The sequence below is a fragment of the Mesorhizobium sp. YM1C-6-2 genome, from assembly GCF_003666685.1.
Classification (GTDB): Bacteria; Pseudomonadota; Alphaproteobacteria; order Rhizobiales; family Rhizobiaceae; genus Mesorhizobium_K.
The window spans coordinates 671,503-695,621 of the sequence record NZ_RCIZ01000002.1; the positions used below are offsets into that span (position 1 = coordinate 671,503).

General features: G+C 66.1%; 16 protein-coding genes. 3 read left to right on the forward strand and 13 right to left on the reverse strand.

Annotated elements, in window-relative coordinates; translation table 11 throughout:
* Positions 1–20: 20 nt before the first annotated feature.
* Positions 21–1,454, reverse strand: a complete 1,434-nt coding sequence (locus D8676_RS08070) for a DUF1254 domain-containing protein (RefSeq protein WP_121580318.1) — start codon at positions 1,452–1,454, stop codon at positions 21–23.
* 217 nt (positions 1,455–1,671) lie between these two features.
* On the opposite strand from D8676_RS08070, the gene D8676_RS08075 reads away from it, so the two are divergent.
* The gene (locus D8676_RS08075) at positions 1,672–2,667 is read left to right on the forward strand and encodes a methyltransferase (RefSeq protein WP_121580319.1); all 996 of its coding nucleotides are present in this window, start codon (positions 1,672–1,674) and stop codon (positions 2,665–2,667) included.
* 32 nt (positions 2,668–2,699) lie between these two features.
* On the opposite strand, the gene D8676_RS08080 is transcribed toward D8676_RS08075, so the two are convergent.
* From D8676_RS08080 to hutI, 10 genes are all read right to left on the reverse strand, one after another.
* Positions 2,700–4,298 (reverse strand): CopD family protein, encoded by a 1,599-nt coding sequence (locus tag D8676_RS08080; protein WP_121580320.1) that lies wholly within the window; start codon positions 4,296–4,298, stop codon positions 2,700–2,702.
* 63 nt (positions 4,299–4,361) lie between these two features.
* Positions 4,362–4,886, reverse strand: coding sequence for a YcnI family protein (locus D8676_RS08085; RefSeq protein ID WP_121580321.1), 525 nt, complete (start codon positions 4,884–4,886; stop codon positions 4,362–4,364).
* Positions 4,887–4,972: 86 nt separating this feature from the next.
* Positions 4,973–5,437 (reverse strand): hypothetical protein, encoded by a 465-nt coding sequence (locus tag D8676_RS08090; RefSeq protein WP_147448169.1) that lies wholly within the window; start codon positions 5,435–5,437, stop codon positions 4,973–4,975.
* A 76-nt stretch (positions 5,438–5,513) separates the two neighbouring features.
* Positions 5,514–5,654 carry a hypothetical protein gene (locus D8676_RS08095; protein ID WP_121580323.1) on the reverse strand — a complete coding sequence of 47 codons (141 nt, stop codon included), beginning with the start codon at positions 5,652–5,654 and terminating at the stop codon, positions 5,514–5,516.
* A gap of 75 nt (positions 5,655–5,729) precedes the next feature.
* Positions 5,730–6,290 (reverse strand): hypothetical protein, encoded by a 561-nt coding sequence (locus tag D8676_RS08100; protein ID WP_121580324.1) that lies wholly within the window; start codon positions 6,288–6,290, stop codon positions 5,730–5,732.
* Positions 6,291–6,394: 104 nt separating this feature from the next.
* Complete coding sequence (gene hutU / locus D8676_RS08105) at positions 6,395–8,065, reverse strand: urocanate hydratase (protein WP_121580325.1); 1,671 nt, start codon at positions 8,063–8,065, stop codon at positions 6,395–6,397.
* Complete coding sequence (gene hutG, locus D8676_RS08110) at positions 8,062–8,871, reverse strand: N-formylglutamate deformylase (protein ID WP_121580326.1); 810 nt, start codon at positions 8,869–8,871, stop codon at positions 8,062–8,064. Before hutG ends, hutU begins: the two co-directional genes overlap by 4 nt.
* Before the next feature lie 54 nt (positions 8,872–8,925).
* Positions 8,926–9,222, reverse strand: coding sequence for a hypothetical protein (locus tag D8676_RS08115; protein WP_121580327.1), 297 nt, complete (start codon positions 9,220–9,222; stop codon positions 8,926–8,928).
* 30 nt (positions 9,223–9,252) lie between these two features.
* Positions 9,253–10,797, reverse strand: coding sequence for a histidine ammonia-lyase (gene hutH, locus D8676_RS08120; protein ID WP_121580328.1), 1,545 nt, complete (start codon positions 10,795–10,797; stop codon positions 9,253–9,255).
* Entirely contained in the window at positions 10,794–12,017 is a 1,224-nt protein-coding gene (gene hutI / locus D8676_RS08125; protein WP_121580329.1) for an imidazolonepropionase, read from the reverse strand. Before hutI ends, hutH begins: the two co-directional genes overlap by 4 nt.
* Positions 12,018–12,098: 81 nt before the next feature.
* Between hutI and D8676_RS08130 the strand changes: the two genes are divergently transcribed.
* Positions 12,099–12,680 carry a HutD family protein gene (locus D8676_RS08130; protein ID WP_121580330.1) on the forward strand — a complete coding sequence of 194 codons (582 nt, stop codon included), beginning with the start codon at positions 12,099–12,101 and terminating at the stop codon, positions 12,678–12,680.
* A 16-nt stretch (positions 12,681–12,696) separates the two neighbouring features.
* Here the strand turns inward: D8676_RS08130 and D8676_RS08135 are convergent, their stop codons facing one another.
* Positions 12,697–14,568: an adenylate/guanylate cyclase domain-containing protein gene (locus D8676_RS08135; RefSeq protein WP_121580331.1), complete on the reverse strand. Its 1,872-nt coding sequence runs from the start codon at positions 14,566–14,568 to the stop codon at positions 12,697–12,699.
* Positions 14,568–15,095 carry a FecR domain-containing protein gene (locus D8676_RS08140; protein ID WP_121580332.1) on the reverse strand — a complete coding sequence of 176 codons (528 nt, stop codon included), beginning with the start codon at positions 15,093–15,095 and terminating at the stop codon, positions 14,568–14,570. The genes D8676_RS08135 and D8676_RS08140 overlap by 1 nt, the downstream gene beginning before the upstream one ends.
* Before the next feature lie 372 nt (positions 15,096–15,467).
* Between D8676_RS08140 and D8676_RS08145 the strand changes: the two genes are divergently transcribed.
* Positions 15,468–24,044 carry a glucoamylase family protein gene (locus tag D8676_RS08145; protein WP_121580333.1) on the forward strand — a complete coding sequence of 2,859 codons (8,577 nt, stop codon included), beginning with the start codon at positions 15,468–15,470 and terminating at the stop codon, positions 24,042–24,044.
* Positions 24,045–24,119 lie beyond the last annotated feature (75 nt).

Sequence of the window (24,119 nt, forward strand, 5' to 3'; positions counted from 1 at the left end):
TTTTTGTCTCTCCCGAAAACTCAGTTCACGCGCTCGAGCGGCGGCGCCTTCCAGGTGCCGTCGAGCGCTTCCTTTTTCGGCCAGTAGAGCCGCATCGCCATGAAGAACGGTCCCTCGGGCGCCGGCAGCCAGTTGGCCTCCTTGTCCGCGCCCGGGCTCTCATTCTGGATATAGAGCGTCAGCCCGCCGTCGGCGTCCTTCTTGAGATCGGGCAGCATCGGCGAGTTGATGAGATACCGGTTCAGCCTGTTGGCCGACAGCAGGCTCTCCGGCAGCTTGTACATGGTCAGCGACCAGAAGGCGTTGACCGGCGGCAGCCCGTCCGGCGCAAAGCGCAGCGTGTAGCGGTTCGCTCCGGTCATCGGCTGCTGCGCGGCATCCGTGAAATAGGCCGGATACATCGCCTCGTCCTTCGAGTTGCCGTAGATGCCGAGGACCGCGCCCGACATGCGGTCGAGGTAATTGCCCTTCAGATGCTCGCGCGTGCCGAACCCGTCGGCGCTGGTCTTCTTGCCGGTGTCGAGCTCCGTCTTCTTGAATTCGGCGAACGTCGCCCAGGCGTCGGCCATGCCGCCTTCCACCGCCGCGCGCATCTCCGGCGACAGCGCAGCCGCGTCGAATCTCTTGCCGCCCTGGATGCCGAGCTTCGCGAAGCGCGCCCTCATCTCCGTTTCCGCCGGGTTGACCGGGCAGAATTGCAGCACGAAGTTCAAGACGTCGAAGAACTCCGGCGAGGTCTTCTGCGCCTCCGGCGTCAGGGGTTTGCGGAAATCGACGCCGGCCGACGCCGCCGGCGCCGGCTGGCCGAGGAAAGTCGACAGCGGCTCCACCTTGTAACCGGCCTGTATGTTCTCGACATTGCCGATGTCGTCGGGGTCGAAGAGCTGCGTGCGGTAGAGCACGAAGGCGAACTGCGTCTCGGAGCGGATGACCTCCTTGACGCCCGCCGGCTTCTCGCCCTGCCAGTTCGGCCCGGCGAGCAGGAAGCTGCCCGCGCCGTTGCCGGTCGCGCGGCTGCCGACATAGGCGAAGTTGAACGTGTACATGTCGATGAACTGGAGCGAGTAGTACCGTCCCTCCTCGACCTCAGGCACCGTGATGACGAGCGGCTCGGCCCAAAGGTCGGCGCCGACATAGGAATAGGGCGTATCGGAATTGGGCGTCTGGATCGCCGTGTCGTCGGGCGTGTAGACGCGGGCATTGTTGAAGATCACGTTCCACGGCGCCTTGTACTCCGGGCCGCCCTTGTCGACGAAATAGGAGTGCTGGATGCGATAGTTGTCCACCATCGGGAAGCCATAGATATAGGCCTCCTTGGCGATGGCCCGCGCCTCCTCGGCCGACAGTTCCTGCGCGTATGCTCCCGGTGTCGTCAGCGGCTGGACCAGGGCTGCCGCCAGCAGCGCCGCCGAACCACGGAGAGCTTGTCGCCGCGTCGTCAATATCGTTCGCATGGGAGCCTCCGCCGAACAGACAGGGCGCGAGACTAGGCTTGCGCTCGACAGTTTGGAAGTGGGGTGGTGACGCCGTTGACGGCGAAAGGCGGAAATGCCGTACCTGGTCTGCACGGGCACGACCGCAACGCGAGACTGCGCGACAATCGAATCCAATATTCCGGGCGAATCCGCTATTTTCTGCAGTCGGTCCCGGATCCCGGAAGGGGAATGCGACATGGTGGATTCCGATCGCATCGACAGGCTGATCGCAGCCGTGCCCCATGCGCTCGCGCTGCGCGCCGGGCTTGACCTCGGCATCTTCACCCGGCTCGCCGGCGGCGCGGCGACCGCCGACAACCTTGGGGCTGCGCTCGAAGTCGATCCCGACCGCCTGTCGCGGCTCCTCTATGCGCTGGCCAGCATCGGTCTCCTCGACGTCGAGGACGGAAAATTTCGCAACGGAGCCGAAGCGGCCGCATTCCTCGACGCGACCAGCCCGACCTATCGCGGCGGCGACCACGCGCTGCTGCGCGAACTCTGGGAGGCCGACCTCAAGACCGCGGACTCGCTGCGGCAGAACCGGCCGGCCGCCCTGCACGACTTTTCCGAAGCGGGGCCCGAGGAAGCGGCCGCCTTCAGCCGTATGCTGGCGCCGGGCGGGGTGATCTTCGGCCGGCAACTGGCCGAGGCGATCGACCTCTCGGCGGTCGGTTCGGTGATCGACATCGGCGGCGGCGCAGGCGCCATTCTCGTCGGACTGCGCGAGCGGTGGCCACACATCGCGGCGACGCTGATGGAATTGCCGACGGTCGCTGCGGTCGCGCCAAAAATCCTGGCGGAATACGGCGCCGGCGACGTGGTCGTCGAGGAAGGCGACATAACCGTCGCGCCGTCGGCCGGCCGGCACGACCTGGCGATCCTGAAGGCCGTCGTCCAGGTGCTTCCGCCGGACCAGGCGCGCAGCTCGATCCTGAACGCGGCGCGTAGCCTGAAGCCCGGAGGCGAGATCGCCATCGCCGGGTCGGGCGTCGTCGACGACGACCGCCTCGGCCCGCCCGAGGGCGTCTTCCTCAACCTCACCTTCCTGAACCTCTACCGCCACGGCGAATCCTACACGGAAGCCCAGTATCGCCAGTGGATGACCGAGGCCGGCTTCCGCGACATCTCCAGGTCGCGTCTGGCGGATGGCAGCACCTTGTTTCGCGGGCGTCTCGCGGACCGATCTTGGTGAGCGAGGCCGGCATGTCCGCCGGGGGTGGACGGTCAGGGCCTTATGCTGACTTTGCCCTCAAGTCGGGCAATGTCGAAATCAGTGATCAAGATATCGACGCGCACCGCCCATGATCCCGCGAACGGCAGCACAACGCCATCGGCTCGCCATGTTCCATCTCCGGGCTGTTCCGCCCGACGCCGGAAGGGTTCGATTCCGGCGTCTGGATTGGAGAAAACGAATGTGACCTCCTTGGCTTCGAGCGGACCAAAATCCCCGGTCATGATGATAGCCGAAACTGCGACCTCCCCGGCCTTGCCGGGGGTGATCGTAAGGTCGGCCATTGCCTTGTTGCTGTGGACATGAAGAGTTGCAGGCAAAGCAGCCGCGGCTGCCAAAACCCGCGGAGGAGGCGTAAACCGCCATGTCGAAACTGCGCCGAGAATGAGCAGTGCGAGCAGCGTTTCGAGCGCTATCGAGCGCGCCATCCGTTGCGTCGACCTCTCGTCGCCCTTCTCAACGGGAGTCGTGAGTTTCCAGCGGTTAACTGCCGCGAGGAGGAAAAGCCCTGCGAGCAACACCAGCTTCACGACGAACACTTGACCATAGGCCGTATCGAGCAGTGCGCCGGGACTGTCGATCTGCACGATGGCGAGGATGACGCCTGCGCCCACGAGCATGGCTATGAATGCGGGAATGATCTTCGAGAAACGCGTGAGCGCGCGAGCCGCGCCATGCTCTCCGCGCCGCAAGGCCAGACCGAGAGGAGCCAGCGCACCGATCCAGACTGCTATGGCGGCTGCATGCAGGAAGACAGCCGGACGCATCAGCCATTGCGGCGAAGCGGCGCTTGCGTGGCCGCTGAGGGCAAGGGAGCCGGCGCCCAACAAAAGGGCTGCCGTTGCTGCCTCCGCGGCGGCCTTGGAGTCGAGTGCCAGGGATGCTCCCGCAGCCAGAAACCCGAAGAACGCGACATATATCGTCGTTCCGTATGTCGTTGCGTATCCGGTGCTCCAGACAATGGGTTCACCAAACCTGTCGATCGGCGTCCCGAGAGCGTCGAGCCCCTGAAATCCGAGCGAAAACACGGCGCCGATGAAGCCGATGACAATCGCCGTACCAACGATCGCGGAGCCAGCCGTGACGCCTGGCATCAGCAGCGTGCGAGCGAACACGCCGCCGATTCCAAAGAACAGGCCGATATAGAGCGCTGCCTTCGACATCCAGAGACCGGACCTCACGGCCCAATCGGCTTGTTCCTCGACCATCGGAGCCTGAGCACTGACTTCCCCTACAGAAAAGATGACCGAGCCGCCTATGGGATGTCCGTCGCTCGACACGACGCGCCATGTAAATACATGCGTACCGCGACTGAGTTTTTCCGGTGCGAGGACTTGAAGCGTAGTGTCGCGCAGCTCGAAGTTCTTGAGCGCTGTCGATGTCCCATCGGGCCGGACAAGATTCAGGCCCAATGGTGAAACAGGCTCGCTGAAAACCAGCGTGAAATGGGAAGGTGCGGACTCGATTATCGCGCCATCGGCCGGAGTGCTCCCGTTGAGGGAAGCGTGTGCTGACGCGGCAACCGCCTGGACGAAGAGTGCGAAGAGCATCAACACCAGCGTCGGCAGGGTGCTCGATACGTTTGTCTTCATGGATGGAAATCCGACTGTGGGCGGAGGCACGCCTTGCTCAACGTGCCTCCGTGTTGCATCAGATCAATGTCCGCTGGTCTTTTCGAGGAGTTTGATCCCGGGGGCAGGAAGCTCCAGATCGTCACTCGACTGGCCCTCCGCCGGTATCTCAATCCATCGCTCGGCCGCGCCCTCCGGGCATTCCTGAACCACCGGGAAATAGAGCGTCTGGCCGACAGGGAGCCCGGGTGTCAGGTAGCCCCTGAGAACGAACTCGTCATACTCGTCGTCGCCGAGGTTTCCCCCGCTCCAGATGACTTCCTTGACGCCTTCGCTGGTCGGGGTCCCGTAGTAGTCATAGGATTGGCCGTATGCGCCGCGCACCTTCTCAAGCGTCCAGCCCGGCTTCGGCTGCGGCTTGACCGAAATCACGCCCTCGGGGATTTGGACGCGCACGACGTTTGTCGGTTTTCCCTCGCAACCGTGGGGAACCCGGAATACGGCTTTGTACGTCGATCCGACCGGCGCCTCGCTGGTTTCGAGGCTGACATGGGCAAGGGCGGGGCTGGTAGCCAGAATGATGGCTGAAGCGGCGAGATAGGCTTTCATGACGGGAATCCTTCCGTGCCGGTCTGGCCGGCTATGTCTCTGATAAGAATGGAACGCAGCGCATCAATGGCTGCGAAGGTCGACGATCAGAGAACCGGAGGGGGAGCGCGTGGACTGCCGGGGTTGTATTCGTCCGGAGCGATGTGAATTTTTGTTTTGACGAAGCCGGAAAAACCGAGCGGAACCGCCGGATGGACGAGCAGCGAATGCGCAGTGTCAGGTTCGATGGCGGCATGCGCGACAGCGCTGCAGCTATGAATGCAACAATCCGGTTGTTTGGGGAGGTCCTCGGCTGGTGCCGACGAATGGCCGTCGGCGCCGGTAATGCAGAGCGGATTGCCGAAGATGTCGAGCAGCGGTCCGGCTGAATGAACGCCCGCCCAAGCCGGCAGCATGAACTGCATGAGAAGCACGACCACCGCCGCCAACGCGACGACCGGCCTTGCCATCCTGCGCGATCCCCAGTCCATCTGTTTTGTGTAGCACTCGGCAATCCCAATGGGGAGCCTATCGTTGTGCGGCAAAGCGCGCTGCAAGAAGCTGACGGCCATGGCCGTTAGCTTTGCTGGCCTGCTTGTCGCGCCGCGCGGGTTGAGCTGGTTCCTACCCCCAACAGCCCCTGCAAATTCAGCTCCTTCCCCTCGCGCAATCGATCGCAATCTCGTAACCCACATCGGCATGCCTCACCACGCCGGTCGCCGGATCTTGCCACAGCACGCGCTCCAGCCGCCTTGTTGCTCTGTCCGTGCCTTCAGTGGCGATCACCATGCCGGCGTCACACGCAAAATCATCCAGCCATTGAGAAGACCGCCGCGGCCGGCCGAGGCGCGGCGGTAGGGGCTGCTACTGGGTGTGGCCCGTCGCCATGTTGGCGGGCAGCATCAGGTGCTGATATTTGGTGCCCGGAAACATCACGTAGGGGTTCGTAGGATCGGGGTCGAGATCGCTGGGGTAATTCGCCGCCATCTCGTGGGCCGCCTTCCCGACGATCATGACGTGCGGACCCGTATGAACCCAATGCGACTTGTCGGTCGCATAGGGATCATGATTGCTTGTGCCCAGGTCCCCTGCCAGCATGTAGATGAAGCCGGTCTTGTCCGGCGGCTCTGCCTTGGTGAAAATCGCCTTGAACCAGTCGAGCCCGGCGGCATCCGCGCACCACGGCTCGCCGCTCATGTCCACGGCGCAGGTCCAGATGTTGGTTCCGGCCTTTACGGGCGTGACTGTGAAGCCGTCACCGATCCGGACGATCGTGGCATTCTTGCCGATGTCCGCCGGGGCAGCGGACATCGCTTTTGCTATGAATTCGGGATCCCCCTTGGGAATGTCCGCGGTGAGTTCCGCGGCAAGGCCTATTGCGGGGAAAGCCAAAGTGACCGACGCGAGGGTAAAGAGCCATTTCATGGCCACCTCCTGTGTAAGCGGCCGGCCTGGCTAACCTACGCCCAAGACCCCGCTCGGAGAAGAGGTTCGCACTGTCACTTTTGAATTGCCCCTTTCGGGCAGTCCTACCCCAGAATCCCCGGCAGGTTCAGCCCCTTCTCCTTGGCGCACTCCACTGCAATCTCGTAGCCCGCATCGGCATGGCGCATGACGCCGGTCGCCGGGTCGTTCCACAGCACGCGCTCCAGCCGCTTGGCCGCTTCCTCGGTGCCGTCGGCGACGATCACCATGCCTGAATGCTGCGAGAAGCCCATGCCGACGCCGCCACCGTGGTGCAGCGACACCCAGGTCGCGCCGGACGCGGTGTTGAGCAGCGCGTTGAGCAGCGGCCAGTCCGACACCGCGTCGGAACCGTCCTTCATCGCCTCGGTCTCGCGGTTCGGCGAGGCGACCGAGCCGGAATCGAGGTGGTCGCGGCCGATCACGACAGGCGCCTTCAGCTCGCCCTTCGCCACCATGTCGTTGAAGGCGAGCCCCAGCCTGTGGCGGTCGCCGAGCCCCACCCAGCAGATGCGCGCCGGCAGGCCCTGGAAGGAGATGCGCTCGCGCGCCATGTCCAGCCAGTTGTGCAGATGCGTGTTGCCGGGCGTCAGTTCCTTCACCTTGGCGTCGGTCTTGTAGATATCTTCCGGGTCGCCCGACAGCGCGGCCCAGCGGAACGGGCCGATGCCGCGGCAGAACAGCGGGCGGATATAGGCCGGCACGAAACCGGGGAAGGCGAAGGCGTTTTCAAAGCCCTCGTCCTTCGCCACCTGGCGGATGTTGTTGCCGTAGTCCAGCGTCGGAACGCCGGCCTCCCAGAACTTCACCATCGCCTCGACATGCTCGCGCATCGACGCGCGCGCCGCCTTCTCAACAGCCTTGGGATCGCTGACGCGCTTCTCGCGCCACTCCGCCATCGACCAGCCTTTCGGCAGGTAGCCGTTCAGCGGATCATGCGCCGAGGTCTGGTCGGTCAGCATGTCCGGGCGAACCCCACGGCGGAAAAGCTCGGGCACGATCTCTGCGGCGTTGCCGAGCAGGCCGACCGACTTGGCTTCGCCTGCCTTCGTCCAGCGCTCGATCTTCTCCAGTGCTTCCTCGATCGTCTCCGCCTTCTCGTCGAGATAGCGGGTGCGCAGGCGGAAATCGATGGAATCGGGATTGCACTCGATCGCCAGGCAGGAGGCGCCGGCCATCACCGCCGCCAGCGGCTGCGCGCCGCCCATGCCGCCGAGGCCGGCGGTCAGGATCCACTTGCCCTTGAGGTCGCCGCCATAATGCTGGCGGCCGGCCTCGACGAAGGTTTCGTAGGTGCCCTGGACGATGCCCTGCGTGCCGATATAGATCCAAGAGCCGGCCGTCATCTGGCCGTACATCATGAGGCCTTTCTTATCGAGCTCGTTGAATTTTTCCCAGTTCGCCCAATGGGGCACCAGGTTGGAGTTGGCGATCAAGACGCGCGGCGCGTTCTCATGCGTGCGGAACACGCCGACCGGCTTGCCGGACTGCACCAGCAGCGTCTCGTCCTCCTTGAGGGTCTTCAGCGTCGACACGATCTTGTCGAAGTCGTTCCAGGTGCGCGCCGCCCGGCCGATGCCGCCATAGACGACGAGCTCGTTCGGGTTCTCGGCGACGTCGGGATCGAGGTTGTTCATCAGCATCCGGAGAGGGGCTTCCGTCGTCCACGAAAGGGCGTTGAGTTCGCTGCCGCGCGGGCTGCGAATCTCGCGGATGTTGTGGCGTGGGTCGGTCATCTGCTTGCTCCGGCGAGTTCGAGGGCGGTTCGTTCGATTGCGGCGAGCACCTTTTTCAACACGGCCGTGAGCCGGCGCTCCTTGCCTATGTCGAGTTCGAAGGGCGGCGTTTCAGTCTCCAGGTGGGTGATCCTCGCCAGTTCCATCTGGATGGCGTGCACGCCCGTTTGGGGCCGCCCGTAGTGGCGGGTCGTCCAGCCACCCCGGAAGCGGCCGTTGAGAACGGAGGTGTAGCCCTCCGCGCCGGCGCAGATATCGGCCACCGCGCGTTCGATCTCGGGCGCGCAGGTCACGCCATTGTCGGTCCCGATGTTGAAGTCGGGCAGCACGCCGTCGAACAAAAACGGGCAACGCGAGCGGATCGAGTGGCAGTCATAGACGACGGCGATACCATGCAGCGCCTTCACGCGCGCGATTTCGGTCTCCAGCACGGCGTGATAGGGGCGGTGGTATGCCGCGACGCGCTCCGCGACGTCGGTGTCCGTCGGCTCCAGCCCTTCCTTCCAGATCGGCTGGTCGTCGAAATCGGTCAGCGGCACAAGCGAGGTCGTGTTCTGCCCGGGATAGAGGCTCGCCCCCGATGGGTCGCGGTTGGCGTCGATCACGTAGCGATGGAAAGTCGCGCGAACGGTCGTCGCCTTCGGCAGCAGGCCGCCATAGAGCAGGTTTATATGCCAGTCCGTGTCGCGCAGCTTGCAGCCCTCGTCGTTCAGGCGATCGCCGACGCCACCGGGAAGCTGAATGCCGGTGTGCGGAAAGGCCAGGATGACCGGCGAGGTGCCACGGTTGAACTCGACGTGTGTCATGGCTGGCCCTCGCTCGCGCCGCGCGTCATCCAACACCTTGATCCTACCAGATGATCAGTGCGCTGATGCTGGGTCATCGGAGAACCGCTTGTTCGGATAAATGCGCTTCTTCTCCGTCAAATCGACGAACAATGTCCCGTGGATTCCCTGGACTTCTGGTTTCTTCAGAAGCCGGGGCCAGAGCGCGGAATAAATCTGGCTGGCCTTCTTTGGCCCAATGCGTTTCCAGAAATCTTCAACGAACTCGATGTCCTGCCCATCTGGAAACATCAATTTGAAATCTTCATCCGGCATCGCGTAGATATTGTACGCACAATTGTCGGCGGGCTCGATTATCTGAATATTCTTCATCAACGCATTGCCCCGTTTTTGACTATGCGGCTAGCCCAATGATGGAAGGATGCCGGCACTCACGCTGGCGTTGAGGCCGCCCGAAAGCACCAGTTCCGCGCCCGCCTTCAAATCGTCCGCCATGTAGCGGTCGACTTCCAAGTCCGGCACCGCCTGCCGAACCGCATGGTGTGCCTTCAGCAGTTCGTGGCCGGTCTTCAGTGGGCTGCGGAAGTCCACGCCCTGCGCTGCCGTGATCGCCTCTATGCCGATGATTCCGCTGAGGTTTTCGGTCATCTGCAGCAGTCTGCGAGCGCCGTGGCAGGCCATCGACACATGGTCTTCCTGGTTGGCCGAGGTCGGCGTGGAATCGACCGATGCCGGATGCGCCATCTGCTTGTTCTCGCTCATCAGCGCGGCACTGGTGACCTCGGCGATCATCAGCCCGGAGTTCAGCCCCGGCTTCTTCGCCAGGAAGGCCGGCAGGCCGAACGACAGCGCCGGATCGACCAGCAGCGCGATTCGACGCTGCGCAATCGCGCCGATCTCGCAGACTGCAATGGCGATCTGGTCTGCCGCGAAAGCCACCGGCTCGGCATGAAAATTCCCGCCCGACACCACCGAACCGTCTGAAAACACGAGAGGATTGTCGGTGACGGCGTTGGCCTCCGTCTCCAGTGTCTTCGCCGCCATCCTGAGCAGATCGAGGCAGGCGCCGTCGACCTGTGGCTGGCAGCGGATGCAATAGGGGTCCTGCACGCGCTCGTCGCCTTCGAGATGGCTGTCGCGGATTTCCGAGCCTTTCAGCAACGCGCGCAGCGCAGCGGCGGTGTCGATCTGCCCGCGATGGCCGCGAAGCGTATGGATTTCCTCGTGAAACGGCGCCGACGAGCCCATCGCCGCGTCGGTCGACAGGGCGCCTGTGATCAGCGCCGCATTGGCCGCGCGATGCGCCCGGAACAGGCCCGCGAGCGCCAGCGCGGTCGACACCTGCGTCCCGTTGATCAGGGCCAGCCCTTCCTTGGCGGCCAGCGTGATGGCTTTGAGACCAGCCTTTTCAAGGCCTTGCGCGGCATCCATGCGCTCGCCCTGATAAAAGACCTCGCCGACGCCGAGCATCGCCGCCGTCATATGCGCCAGCGGCGCGAGGTCGCCCGACGCGCCGACCGAGCCCTTTTCGGGGATCAGCGGCAGCACGTCCTTGGCCAGCATCGCCTCGATCATGGCGACCGTCGTGGGTTTCACGCCGGACGCGCCACGGCCGAGCGAGATCAGCTTCAGCGCCATGATCAGCCTGACGATCTCTGCGGGAAGCGGCTGCCCGACGCCGCAGCAATGCGACAGGATCAGGTTCCGCTGCAGCGTCTCGACGTCCTTGGCGTCGATCCTGACGCTCGCCAGTTTCCCAAAACCGGTGTTGATGCCGTAGACCGGCTCGCCCTTGTCGACGATCTTCTGGATCACGCCGGCCGCCGCGGCGATCTTTTCGCGACAGCCCTCGTCGAGCGACGGTAGCGCGCCTTCATAGATGTCGCGCAGCTCCGCGAGCGTGACCTGCCCCGGTTTCAGCACCAGGGACTTGGCGGACGATTTCATTGGCCTCTCCAGACGCGGCGATAGAGCGGATTGAATCCCATGCGGTAAACAAGTTCGGCTGGGCTCTCGGCGTCCCAGATGGCGAGGTCGGCCCACTTGCCAGCTTCCAGCGTTCCCGTTTCGCCTTGCAGCCTCAGCGCCCGTGCGGCCTCGCGCGTCACGCCGGCAAGGCATTCATCGACCGTCATGCCGAACAGCGTCGCCGCCATGTTCATGGTGAGCAGCAGCGAGGTGAGGGGGGACGTGCCGGGGTTGCTGTCGGTGGCGACCGCCATCCTGACGCCGTGCCGGCGGAACAGCTCGATCGGCGGCTTCTTCGTCTCGCGGATGAAATAGAAGGCGCCGGGCAGGATGACCGCCACCGTTCCGGCTTTCGCCATCGCGATCGCGCCCGCTTCGTCTGTATATTCCAGATGATCCGCCGACAGCGCGCCGTAGCGCGCGGCGAGTGCTGCGCCATGCAGGTTGGACAGTTGGTCGGCATGCAGCTTCACCGGCAGGCCGATCGCCTTCGCCCTGTCGAACACGCGCGCCATCTGCTCGGGCGAGAATGCGATGCCCTCGCAGAAGCCGTCGACGGCATCCGCCAGTCCGGACGCGGCGATTTCCGGCAGCATGCCGTTGGCGACCAGGTCGATATAGGCGTCCTTGTCGCCGTTTGCCTCTGCCGGCAGGGCATGCGCGCCGAGGAAGGTCGTGCGGACCGTGACCTCTCGTTCCGTCGCCAGCCGGCGCGCCGCGCGAAGCGACTTCGCCTCGTTCTCGAGGTCGAGCCCGTAGCCGGACTTGATCTCGACCGTGGTCGCTCCTTCGGCGATCAGCGCGTCCAGCCGCGGCAGCGACTGGCGGACGAGTTCGTCCTCGCTTGCCGCGCGCAGGGCCTTGACCGAGGAGACGATGCCGCCGCCGGCCTTGGCGACCTCCTCATAGGTCGCGCCGGCAAGCCGCATCTCGAATTCGTTGGCCCGGTTGCCGGCATGGACGAGGTGGGTGTGGCAGTCGATGAGGCCCGGCGTGATCAGCCGCCCCTCGCAATCGACGATCTCGGCTGCGCGACCGAGTTCCGCGGGCAGTCCGGCCTCCGGTCCCGCATAGGCGATGCGGCCCTCGCGTGCGGCCACCGCGCCCTTGAGCTCCAGGGCGGGAGCGTCTTCCGACATGGTCGCAAGCCGGGCATTGCGCCAGACAGTGATCCGGTCCGATGCTGGAGTCGAAGCCATCGCCTCCCATTCCCTCGGTTGTTAGATATGTATATACATATTACCGACAGAGCACGTGGCGGTCAATGGAGAGAATAACAGATGCTCATATTGCGTGCAGAGAACCACCGGCGGATGCGATGGAAGAACGGCGGCGGCGAGACGGCCGAGATTGCCGTCTTCCCCGAAGGCGCCGGGCTCGATGAATTCGGCTGGCGGGTTTCGATGGCGACGGTCGAAGCGGGTGGGCCGTTTTCGGCGTTTCCTGGTGTCGACCGCACGCTGTCGATCCTCGAGGGCGAGGGGATGGCGCTCGAGATCGATGGCCGGCCGCCGGTGACGCTGACCGAGGGTTCCGCGCCTTATGGCTTCGCCGCCGATGCGGCGACACACGCAAATCTCGTCGGCGGACCGATCACCGACCTCAACGTGATGACCCGGCGCGGGGTCTATCGGCACAAGGTCGGTCTGCACGACCTGCGCGGGCTGCGGGAGATCTCGTGGGTAGGCGAGGCGGCGCTCGTCTTCTGCAGCTCCGGGAGCCTGCTCGTCAATTCCGACGGGAGGCAGGAGAAGCTTGCCCGGTTCGACGCTGCCCTGTTGGACAATCCGCAGGCAGGCCTCCGCGTCGAGGGCAGTGGCCGCTTCTTCCTGATCGAACTCAGCCTGATCGCATCTCGATAAGAGGTCTCGGCGTGGCTCAGGCGCCGGCGGGCATGTCCTGCGCGCCGCGCCAGAGCCACACCGTCATCGTGCCCGACCGCCCGCGGATAGGTGCCTGCAACGGCCCCTGCAGGCGGCCGGCGGCCGGCAGCGCCTCACCTGCTGCCCGGTAGAGGTCGCCGCTCAACGCCACGTCCGCGCCGTTCTGTGCGGCCACTTCCATCAGCCGGCTGGCGACGTTCACCGTGTCGCCCGTCGCGGTGATCTGCTGCTGGCGTCCGCCGCCGAGCCGCGAGGCGACGATCGAGCCGCAATGCGCGCCGAGCTTTATGCCTATCCGCTTGGCGAAGCTTGCCGGTTGCGCGGCGAGCCATGATTTTGCGCGTGCGGCGAGCGCTGCTGCGCAGGCGAGCGCGTTGGCGGGGTCTCCCGGCGTCGGCTGCGGCAGACCGAAGACGATCATCGCCCCGTCGCCCATGAAGCTGGTGATGACGCCGCTGCGGGCCTGCGCCTCTTCCTCCACCAGCCGGTAGAAGTCGTCGAGCAGCTCGCGCATCGCGACCGCGCTCGCCACCTCGCTGAAGGCGGTGAAGCCCGACAGGTCGATGAAGACGATCGCCGCCTCCTGCCGGACCGGCTCCGCCAGGAAGCCCGGATCGTGCGCCAGCCAGTCGCGCAAAGCGGGCGCCTGGAAATGCTGCAGGATTTCGTTCTGCACCGCGAAGCTCTGTGCGCGCCGGCGGTCCAGCCAGAGCTGGTCGGCCCCATAGATGATCACCGGCGGAATGGCGGCGGCGATCGGCAGCGCCGCGCTGAACCATATGCCTTGCGCGAAGAAGGCGAAGTTCGCGGTGAGCCACAGCGCCATCACCACGGCCATCGCGGCGAAGCCGGGCAGGCTGCGGCGCCAGGCGAGCAAGGCGACCAGGATCATCGGGAGGAGGACGGCGACAGTTGCATCGGCGAGGCGCACCCGCGCGTCGCGGACCAGCCCGTCGCCGGCAACCAGATTCGAAATGGCGGTGGAGATAACCTCGACGCCCGGCAGCACCGGATCGAAAGGCGTCGGAAACACGTCGCCGCTGCCGATCACAGTCGCGCCGATCACCACGATGCGGCCCTCGACCTGCCCGCGATCGACCGTCCCAGCGAGCAGGGCGCCGGCGCCCACCGTCTCGATCGTCCCGCGCGGTCCGTAATAGCCGATTGGCAGCCTTTGCCCGAGATCGGTCGGAACCGCGCGGTCTCCCAGCACCATGCGACCGGGCTCGAAGGCCGGTTCGGCATTCAGGGCGACCGATGCTGCCTGCAGCGGGAACGACGCCTCGATCCTGTCGCTGGCGCGGAAGACCATCGGGACCAGACGCGGAGTGCCGCCGAAATCGGTCGCGACGTTGACCAGCCCGACCGCAGCCCGCTGTGCAAAAAGGTCGAGGGGCAGGGCCAGCCGGTCGGCGATCGGCACGCGGTCAAGCGCCCCGCCGCCGGCGGGGCCGAGCCTCTGCCTGTCGGCGTCGAAGACGGCGGCGCCGGCGATCACGCTGCGGTTGCGGGCGAGCGCATCGGCAAGGGCCGCATCGTCGGCTTCGTCGCCGGCGTCCAGAAGCAGCACGTCGACCGCAACGGCCTTCGGCGAGAATCGGGCGACGCCGTCAATGATGCGGGCAAGCGTGCCGCGGCTGACCGGATATTTGCCTTCCTCTCTCACGAACGCGTCGTCGACGGCGACGATCAGCACGGAGGAGGGCGGCTTGCGGACGCCGCGGACCAGCGTGCGCAGGTCGGTCATGGTTGCCTCGACCCTGTCGAGGAACCACGCCTCGCCGCCGAGATGCGGGATGGCGAGCGCGGCGCCCCAGAGCCCCGCCAGCAAAACCGCGACGATGGCCTGCAGCCGCCGGCCGCCCATCATTCGCCGAAGCGGGCAAGCAGCGCCGCCACCCGCGCGGCGCCCCATTGGCGGACCGTCAGCGGCGCCGTGCCGGCTTCGACGTCGACGCCGTCGCCCGGCCCGAGTTCCACGCCCGCGCCGCCGCTTTCGCGGCTGACGGCGACGCGTCCGTTGACCACGAAGACGGAGGTCTTGCCGTCGGCGACGTCTACGGCCCATCTGGTTCCGCGCACGGCGGCGATCGCCTGAGGCGTGACCACCTCGAACCCGTTGCCGGTCGAGCCGGCCGGCGTTTCGAGCAGCAATGCCTTGCCCTGCAAGGCGGCTGCATCCGGGCCGGCCGTTCCGTCGCGGTCCTGCAGTTCGAACTGCGTACCGGCTTCCGCCGTTATCGTCACGCCGTTCGGACAGGTAAGCACTTCACGTGCCGGATCCTGCAACTGCCGGATCTCGCAGCCTGCGGTCTGCCCGAGCGCCGGCATCGTGGACATGGCGATCACGGCGGCCGGAATCAGGCCCGCCTTCCAGGTGCTGGTGAATTCCATCGGAAGCTCCTCGCTTGCCCGCCGCCCAGCCTGTTCCGTTGCTGATGATGACGCCGTAGCAGGCGATCGTTTCAGTCGGTTGTCGCCGCGCGGACGATGTGGATACCGAGGCGCCAGGTGCATCGCTCAAAAGGACCTCGAGGGCCTGATCGGTCCGCCATCGCATTCCAGCCACGAAAAAGCCCAAATCCAAACATTGTCACGAAGGTCGATCCACGCTTTGATCGAAACGCGTGCCGACGGGTTCTACGGCCGATGTTTGCGGTTATGCCGCAAGCGGGGTACGAGGATGTTGCGGCGCAACCAATCGCCGGTGAAACGGTTTAAGCACGGGCCTGCGGTCGCTCGGTCTACTGCCTGAACGGATTTTATATGAATATTCAGACCGATCCGAAACGGCTGCAAATGCCGGCGCATCATTTCCCACCTGCTCCCGAACAGCCGATACGGGACAAATTCCTGCACGAGGACCGGCTGCGGTCGCTTGGCGAAAACCTGGCCAGGAATCAGATCCCGGTGCTCTTCGGCATGGAGGCGTTCGACTTCCAGAAGCGCGTGCGCGAGAACGCCGCGAAGATCCTCGACGTCTACCTCTCGACCAACGCCGCGCAGGGCCGCGGCGAGATGGTGACGCCGGCCGCCCAGTGGCTGCTCGACAACAACTATCTGGTCGAAGAGACCATCTTCCAGATCAAGCGCGACCTGCCGCGGCGCTTCTACCGCGAACTGCCGACGATGACGCTGCCCGACGGCACCACCGTGCCGCGCGCGCTGGCGCTGGCCTGGGTCTATGTCGCCCATTCGGACAGCCAGGTCGCCAGCCATACGTTCAAGGCGGTCGTCGAAGGGTTCCAGTCGGTCGAGCCGATGAAGATCGGCGAGCTCTGGGCGCTGCCGTCGCTGCTCCGCTTCGTGCTGGTCGAGAATCTCAGGCGCATCGCCGTCCGGGTGAACCGCGCCCGGCAGATGCGCCAGATCGCCAACGAGGTCGCCGACCGGGTGCTCGCGACGCCCGACGACGAGGACGACCGCAGGATCCTCGCTGACTATTCCGCGCATGCCCGCGACACCACGTTCGCGACCCATCTTCTCTACCGCCTGCGTGACGGCTCGCAGAATTCCGGCAAGGCGCTGAACTGGCTCGAGAAGGAGCTGGAGACGTCAGGCACCGACGCGGAAGAGATCATCATCGACGAACACCAGACGCTGTCCTCCGGCAACGTCACCACGGGCAACATCGTCCGCGGGCTCCGGCTCATCAACGACATCGAGTGGAGGGACTGGTTCGAAGGCGTCAGCCGCATCGATGCGCTGCTCAGGGAGCGCACCGACGTCGCTGCGCTCGATTTCCCGTCGCGCGACCAGTACCGACAGGCGATCGAGGAACTGGCGCGGCGCTCCAACCTCAGCGAGTTCGAGGTAGCGGAGAAGGCGACGGAGCTCGCCGGCTACGGCAAGCCCGAGGCGGCGTTGCGCGAAAGCCAGGCCGGGGCCTCAGCCGGCCTGGCTGCCGAAGACAATGTCGGCTTCTTCCTGGTCGGCTCGCGCCGCGAGGAACTGGAACAGGCGATCGGCTACCGTCCGAGCTTCGGAACGCGGCTGCTGCGCGCCTTCCGCGCCACCGGCTGGACCGGCATCGTCGTGCCCGTCTTCCTGCTCACCGTGCTCCTCATGGTGATGGCGGGCTCGGCGCTTGCCGCCATCGGCCTGTCCGATCCGGCGATCGCGCTGCTGCTCCTGCTGTTCGCCGTGCCGGCGAGCGAGGGTGCGCTTGCCTTCTTCAACACCGTGGTGCTGCTTTTCCTCACGCCGACGCGGCTCGTCGGCTACGAGTTCAGGGAAGGCGTTCCGGCGGAGGCGCGCACGCTGGTGGTGGTGCCGACCCTCATCGGCTCGCGTGACGACGTCGAGGAGAGCGTGCGCAAGCTCGAGGTGCATCATCTCGCCAACATGACCGGCGAGGTGCATTTTGCGCTGTTGTCCGATTGGCCGGATAGCAGCGTCGAGCAGACCACCGCCGATACGGAAATCCTGGCCTTCGCGAGGGCAGAGATCGAGCGGCTCAACCAGCGCTATCCGGTCAGCGGGCCGCCGCGTTTCTACCTGCTGCACCGCAAGCGCCTCTACAACCCGTCGCAGGGATGCTGGATGGGCTGGGAGCGCAAGCGCGGCAAGCTGCACGAGCTCAACCTGCTCCTGCGCGGCGAGCCGGATACGACTTTCATGCCGCCGGACGCGCCGCTGCCGGAAGACGTCGTCCACGTCATGACGCTCGACGCCGACACGCGCATGATGCGCGATGCGGTCGACCGTCTGGTCGGCAAGCTCTGCCATCCGCTCAACCGGCCGGTGATCGACGGCGGCAAGGTCGTCGCCGGCTATTCGATCCTGCAGCCGCGCGTGACGCCGTCGCTGACCACCGGCGACGAAGCGTCGTTCCTGCAGCGCGTCTTCTCCGCCAATCGCGGCATCGATCCCTACGTCTTCGCCGTCTCCGACCTCTACCAGGACGTGTTCGGCGAGGGCTCTTTCACCGGCAAGGGGCTCTATCACATCGACGCGCTGGAGACGGCGCTCGACGGCCGCATCGCCGAGAACGAGGTGCTGAGCCACGATCTGCTCGAAGGGGCGCTGGCGCAATCGGCGCTGGTCACCGACGTCGAGGTCGTCGAGGACTACCCGACCCGCTATTCGGTCGACGCGTCGCGCCAGCATCGCTGGGCGCGGGGCGACTGGCAGCTCCTCGGCTACATCTTCGATCCGAAGTCCGGCGTTCCCGCTCTGTCGCGCTGGAAAATGATCGACAACCTCCGCCGCTCGCTGACCCCGATCTTCTGGGTGATGGCGACGATCGCCGGTTGGACGCTGCTGCCTTTCACGCAGGCGGCGCAATGGCAGGCGCTACTCATCCTTGCGCTGTTCATGGCGCCGACCTTCGACATCGTCGATTCGGTCCTGCCGAAGAGCCGCGAGATGACGGCGCGCGGCCATTTCACCGCGCTGGCGCGCGACGCCGCATTCGGCACGGCGCTGGTCGCGCTGCGTGTGGTGCTGATGGCGCACAGCGCCTGGATGATGGGCGACGCCATCGTGCGCACGCTCTACCGCATGTTCGTCAGCCGCCAGAACCTACTCGAATGGCGCACCGCCTCACAGGCGCACCAGGCTGACGGCAACAGCCTCCGCTCCTACTATGCGCTGATGTACGGCGCGGTGATCATCGCGGTCGTCGGGCTGGCGATCCCGGTGCTCGCCGACTCCACCGGCGCGTTCGTCGCCTTCTTCTTCTTCGTCTTCTGGGCGGGATCGCCCGCCTTCGCCTGGCTGATCAGCCGGTCGGCCGAGACCGAGGACCGCCTGCGCGTCTCGCCCGCCGATACCGCGATGCTGCGCACCGTCGCGCGCCGCACCTGGGCCTATTTCGAGACCTTCGTGACGGCCGAGCACAATCACCTGCCGCCGGACAATTTCCAGGAGACGCCGCACCCGGTCGTGGCGCCCAGGACCTCGCCGACGAACATCGGCGTCTATCTGCTGTCGGTCGTCTCGGCGCGCGATTTCGGCTGGATCAGCCTGGCCGACGCGGCCGCGCGCATCGACGCGACGGTGTCGACCATCGAGAAGATGGAGCGCCATCGCGGCCACCTCTTCAACTGGTACGAGACGACGGCGCTCCGGCCGCTCTACCCGCTCTACGTTTCGGCCGTCGACAGCGGCAATCTCGCTGGCCATCTGGTCGCGGTCGCCGCCGCCTGCGCCGAATGGGCCGAGGCGCCCTCGGTGCATCTGCAGGGCGACTTCGACGGCATACTCGACTGCGTCACCATCCTCGACGAGAGCCTGTCCGAGCTGCCCGACGACCGGCGGCAGCTCAGGCCGCTCAGGCAAAGGCTGCTCGACCGCGTGGTCGGCATGCGCCGCGCGGTCCAGACCATCAAGACCCAGCCCGAGATGGCGTCGATCCGCACCATCAACCTGACCGTCCAGGCGAGCGAGATCCGCAAGCTCGCCGTCGCCATCGACACCGAGGCGAAGTCCACGCGCAGCGCCGAGCTCGCCGAATGGGCGGCCCGGCTGGCGGCGACCTGCGAGGCGCATGTGCAGGACGCGCACAGCGACGATCAGGCGGTCGCCGTGCTGCGCACCAAGCTCATGGCGCTCAGCCAGCGCTGCCGGCAGTACGCCTTCGAGATGGATTTCTCCTTCCTCATGCGGCACGAGCGCAAGCTGCTGTCGATCGGCTACCGCGTCGAGCAGCACCAGCTTGACGAGGCCTGCTACGACCTGCTCGCCTCCGAGGCGCGGCTGACCAGCCTGTTCGGCATCGCCAAGGGCGACCTGCCGACCGAGCACTGGTTCCGGCTCGGCCGGCCGATCGTCGAGATCGGCTTCCGCGGCGCGCTGATGTCGTGGTCGGGCTCGATGTTCGAGTACCTGATGCCGCCGCTGGTGATGAAGGAGCCGCAGGGCGGCATCCTCAACCAGACCAGCCACCTGATCATCAAGCGTCAGATGCAGTACGGCCGCCAGAAGCGCATACCGTGGGGCATATCCGAAGCCGCCTACAATGCGCGCGATCCCGAGCTGACCTACCAGTACACCAATTTCGGCGTGCCCGGCCTCGGCCTGAAGCGCGGGCTCGGCCAGAACACGGTGATCGCGCCCTATGCGACCGTGCTTGCCGCGCAGTTCATGCCGCGCGAGGCCGTAGAGAACCTCGAGCGGCTGAACGCGCTCGGCGCGCTCGGCCGCTACGGCTACCACGACGCCGTCGACTTCACCCCGCAGCGCGTGCCCGAGGGCACCGACCACCAGGTCGTCTACAACTACATGGCCCACCATTCGGGCATGTCGATCGTCGCCGTCGCCAACGCGGTGTTCGAGGGCCGCATGCGCGATCGCTTCCACAGCGATCCGGTGATCGAGGCTGCGGAGCTGCTTCTGCAGGAGAAGGCGCCGCGCGACATCCCCGTTTCGACGGTGCGCACCGAGGCCGACGAACGCGTCAAGAGCCTCCCCGTCGAGCAGAGCCCCGACACCCGGCTGGTGCTCAATCCGGCCGCTGCGCTGCGCTCGACCAGCCTGATGTCCAACGGTCGCTATTCCGTGATGGTGACCGCGCGGGGCTCCGGCTACAGCCGCTGGGGCGAGATGGCGGTGACGCGCTGGCAGGCCGATCCGACCGAGGACCGGCTTGGCACCTACATCTTCGTGCGCGACACCTCGACCAACGAGTGGTGGTCGGCGACGTCGGAGCCGAAGCAGGCGCCCGAAGAGTTCACCGAGACGCTGCTTTGCGACGACAAGGCGACCTTCATCAAGACGGTGGGGACGCTCAGGACCGAGGTCGAGTGCATCGTCGTCTCGGAAGGCGACGGCGAGGCGCGCCGCGTAACCATCATCAACGACGGCGCGACCGACCGGCTGATCGAGGTGACCTCGTTCGCCGAGCTGGCGCTGGCCCTCGAGGCCAACGACAACGCGCATCCGGCCTTCTCGAAGATGTTCGTCGAGACGGAGATATCGCCCGACCGCAACGCCATCTTCGCCGAGCGGCGCAAGCGCGCGCCAAGCGAGACCGACATCGCGGCGGCGCATTTCGTCACCGACCCGACCGGCGTGCGCGACATGGAGGCGGAGACCGACCGCCGCGCCTTTATCGGCCGCGGGCGCACCATCGCCGACCCGGCCGCCTTCGATCCGGAGGCGCGCCTTTCCGGCGCCGCCGGCTTCACGCTCGATCCGGTGATGGCGCTGCGCCGCCGCGTGCGCGTGCGCGCCAACAAGAAGGTCTCGCTGACCTTCTGGACGGTCGTCGGCGCCAACCGTGCCGAGGTCGAGGCCTCGATCGGCCGGCTCGACCATCCCGAAGGTTTCCAGCGCCAGGCGATGCTCGCCTGGACGCGCAGCCAGGTGCAGACCCGGCACATCGGGCTCAACCTCTCCGACGCCGCCAACGTGCAGCGGCTCGCCTCCTACCTGATCTACCCCGATCCGTTCCTGCGCCAGTCGGCAGACCTGATCGCAGCCGGCCTCGGTCGCCAGTCGGCGCTCTGGCCGATGAGCATCTCCGGCGACTATCCGATCTGCGCGATCAGGATCGACGACGTGGCCGATCTGGAAATCGTGGCGAGCGCGCTGCGCTACCAGGAATACATGCGATCGAGGGGGCTGGTGGCTGACCTCGTTATCGTCAACGAACAGGCGTCCTCCTACGTGCAGGACCTGCAGCAGGCGATCGAGCAGCTCTGCGAGAACAGCCGTTCTCGCGGCGGCGAACTCGGACCGCGCCAGCACATCTTCGCCGTGCGCCGCGACCTGATGGACGAGAATTCCTACAAGACCCTGCTCGCCGTGGCGCGCGTGGTGCTGCACACCAGGAACGGCCGCATCTTCGACCAGATCGAACGCGCGGAAGCGGCAGCCCTTGCCACCCGCGACGCCGCCAGGCTGGCCGACGGCCAGGCGGCCGAGACAGCGGTCCCGCCGCTGCCGGCTGCTGCTGCTCAGCCCGTACCGGCCCGCATAACCGAGCGCCCGGGCGGCGAAGGGCTGCAATCGTGGAACGGTTTTGGCGGCTTCGACCGCGACGGACGGGATTATGTGGTGAGGCTCGCCGCCGGCCGCGCGACGCCGCATCCCTGGATCAACGTCATCTCCAACAAGGCGTTCGGCTTCCACACCTCCGCCGAGGGCGCATCCTTCACCTGGAGCCGCAACAGCCGCGACTTCCAGCTCACGCCGTGGACGAACGACCCGGTCACCAACCGGCCCGGCGAGGCGTTCTACGTGCATGACCTCGTTGGCGGCGGCACCTTCTCGCCCTTCGCGGCGGTCGCCCCCGACGCCTCGACGCGTTACGAGGCGCGGCACGGGCAGGGTTTCTCGACCTTCACGGCGAAGCGCGGCCCGCTGACGCTGGAGCTGACGCAGCTCGTCGATGCCGCCGATCCGGTGAAGCTGTCGCGGCTGACGGTCCGCAACGACGGCCCGGGCGCGGCGCGGCTCAGGGTCTATGCCTATGTCGAATGGGTGCTCGGCAACAACCGCGCCCGGTCGGCGCCGGCCATCGTGCCCGAGCTCGATGCCAGGACGGGCGCGCTTTTCGCCCGCAATCCCTACAGCCTCGACTTCGGCGACCGCACGGCGTTTCTCGCCAGCGACGGCGAGGCACAGTCGGTGACCGCAGACCGCCATGAATTCATCGGCCGCGGGGCGACCGTCGAGCTGCCCAAGACGGTCGCGTCGGGCGCGCCGCTGTCCGGCAAGGTCGAGGCGGGCAACGATCCCTGCGCGGCGATGGCGCGCGACATCGAGGTTCCGGCCGGCGGCGAAGTCGCGCTGCTCTGGCTGCTCGGCGATGCCGCGTCCCCTGACGAGGCAAGCGCGCTGGTCGAAAAGCACCGGGCCGCGGATTTTGCCAGCCGCCTTGCCGAAACCGGGAAGGAATGGGGCGGCTTCCTCGAGACCCTGCAGGTGGAGACGCCCGACCAGGCGTTCGACGCCATGGTCAATCACTGGCTTCCCTACCAGAGCGTCGCCTGCCGCATCCGCGCGCGCTCCGCCTTCTACCAGGCGAGCGGCGCCTTCGGCTTCCGCGACCAGTTGCAGGACACGCTGGCCTTGCTGCTGCACGATCCGCAGCTTGCGCGCGACCAGATCCTGAACGCCGCGCGACGGCAGTTCCAGGAAGGCGACGTGCAGCACTGGTGGCTGCCGCGCACCGGGGCAGGCGTGCGCACCATCATATCGGACGACGTGGTGTGGCTTGCCTATGCCGTGCATCGGTACATGCGCGTCACCGGCGACGACGGCATCCTGAAGGAACAGGTGCCCTATATCGAGGGCGAGCCCCTGCAGCCGGGCCAGCACGACGCCTTCTTCACGCCGGAGGTCTCGCAGAAGACCGCCAGCGTCTACGAGCATTGCGTGCGTGCGCTGGACCTCGCGGTGAAGCGGACGGGCGCCAACGGCCTGCCGCTCATCCTCGGCGGCGACTGGAACGACGGCATGAACCGCGTCGGCGAGGAGGGCAAGGGCGAGAGCGTCTGGCTCGGCTGGTTCCTGCTCAAGACACTCGGCAACTTCGCCGCCATCGCCAAGGGCCAGGGCGACGCCAAGCGCGCCAAGGCCTGGGACAAGCATGCCCACAGGCTGAAGCAGGCGCTCGAGAATGCTGCCTGGGACGGCGAATGGTACCGGCGCGGCAGCTATGACGACGGCACGCCGCTCGGCTCCCGGGATTCCGAGGAATGCATGATCGATTCCATTGCCCAGTCGTGGAGCGTCATGTCCGGGGGCGGCGATCCGGTGCGCTCGCGCACCGCCATGGAGGCGGCGACGAGGCACCTGGTCGACGACGAGCTCAAGATCATCAAGCTCTTCACGCCTGCCTTCCACGACACGCCGAAGGAGCCGGGCTACATCAAGAGCTACCCGCCGGGCGTCCGCGAGAATGGCGGCCAGTACACCCATGCCGCGACGTGGTTCGTGATCGCGCTTGCCGAGATGGGCAAGGCCGACGAGGCCTACCGCTGCTTCTCCATGCTCAACCCGGTGAACCATGCGCTCGACGAGGAAGCTGCCGAGCGCTACCGGACCGAGCCCTATGTCGTGGCTGCCGACGTCTATTCCTCGCCCGACAAGGGAGGCCGCGGCGGCTGGACCTGGTACACGGGCTCGGCCGGCTGGATGTACCGCGCGGCGGTCGAGAGCATCCTCGGCATCCGCAAGGCCGGCAACCGCCTGTCGGTGGAGCCCGCGCTGCCCAGCCACTGGGATGGGTTCAAGGCGACGCTGCGACTTTCCGACGCGGTCTACCGGATCGAAGTGCGGCGGCAGAAAGGCGCCAAACCGGCCATCGAGGTCGACGGCGAGCGCCGGTCGGGATCGGAGATCGAGCTTCGCGAGACCGGAGAGTTCGAGATTTCAGTATTCGTTCCGAAATAGACTTGCGAAATTTATCACGGAATCAGAGGCGGCCGCCTTTTTTTCGCCGCAACACTGCCTTTTTTGCTTAATTCT

Bases quoted from the DNA above. Each gene is read 5' to 3' on its own strand.
- hutI (WP_121580329.1), bottom strand. From the start codon at position 12,017: ATGGCTTCGACTCCAGCATCGGACCGGATCACTGTCTGGCGCAATGCC.
- hutH (WP_121580328.1), bottom strand. From the start codon at position 10,797: ATGAAATCGTCCGCCAAGTCCCTGGTGCTGAAACCGGGGCAGGTCACG.
- D8676_RS08130 (WP_121580330.1), top strand. From the start codon at position 12,099: ATGCTCATATTGCGTGCAGAGAACCACCGGCGGATGCGATGGAAGAAC.
- D8676_RS08135 (WP_121580331.1), bottom strand. From the start codon at position 14,568: ATGGGCGGCCGGCGGCTGCAGGCCATCGTCGCGGTTTTGCTGGCGGGG.
- D8676_RS08075 (WP_121580319.1), top strand. From the start codon at position 1,672: ATGGTGGATTCCGATCGCATCGACAGGCTGATCGCAGCCGTGCCCCAT.
- D8676_RS08070 (WP_121580318.1), bottom strand. From the start codon at position 1,454: ATGCGAACGATATTGACGACGCGGCGACAAGCTCTCCGTGGTTCGGCG.
- D8676_RS08100 (WP_121580324.1), bottom strand. From the start codon at position 6,290: ATGAAATGGCTCTTTACCCTCGCGTCGGTCACTTTGGCTTTCCCCGCA.
- hutU (WP_121580325.1), bottom strand. From the start codon at position 8,065: ATGACCGACCCACGCCACAACATCCGCGAGATTCGCAGCCCGCGCGGC.
- D8676_RS08080 (WP_121580320.1), bottom strand. From the start codon at position 4,298: ATGAAGACAAACGTATCGAGCACCCTGCCGACGCTGGTGTTGATGCTC.
- D8676_RS08140 (WP_121580332.1), bottom strand. From the start codon at position 15,095: ATGGAATTCACCAGCACCTGGAAGGCGGGCCTGATTCCGGCCGCCGTG.
- D8676_RS08085 (WP_121580321.1), bottom strand. From the start codon at position 4,886: ATGAAAGCCTATCTCGCCGCTTCAGCCATCATTCTGGCTACCAGCCCC.
- D8676_RS08090 (WP_147448169.1), bottom strand. From the start codon at position 5,437: ATGGCCGTCAGCTTCTTGCAGCGCGCTTTGCCGCACAACGATAGGCTC.
- D8676_RS08095 (WP_121580323.1), bottom strand. From the start codon at position 5,654: ATGGTGATCGCCACTGAAGGCACGGACAGAGCAACAAGGCGGCTGGAG.
- hutG (WP_121580326.1), bottom strand. From the start codon at position 8,871: ATGACACACGTCGAGTTCAACCGTGGCACCTCGCCGGTCATCCTGGCC.
- D8676_RS08145 (WP_121580333.1), top strand. From the start codon at position 15,468: ATGAATATTCAGACCGATCCGAAACGGCTGCAAATGCCGGCGCATCAT.
- D8676_RS08115 (WP_121580327.1), bottom strand. From the start codon at position 9,222: ATGAAGAATATTCAGATAATCGAGCCCGCCGACAATTGTGCGTACAAT.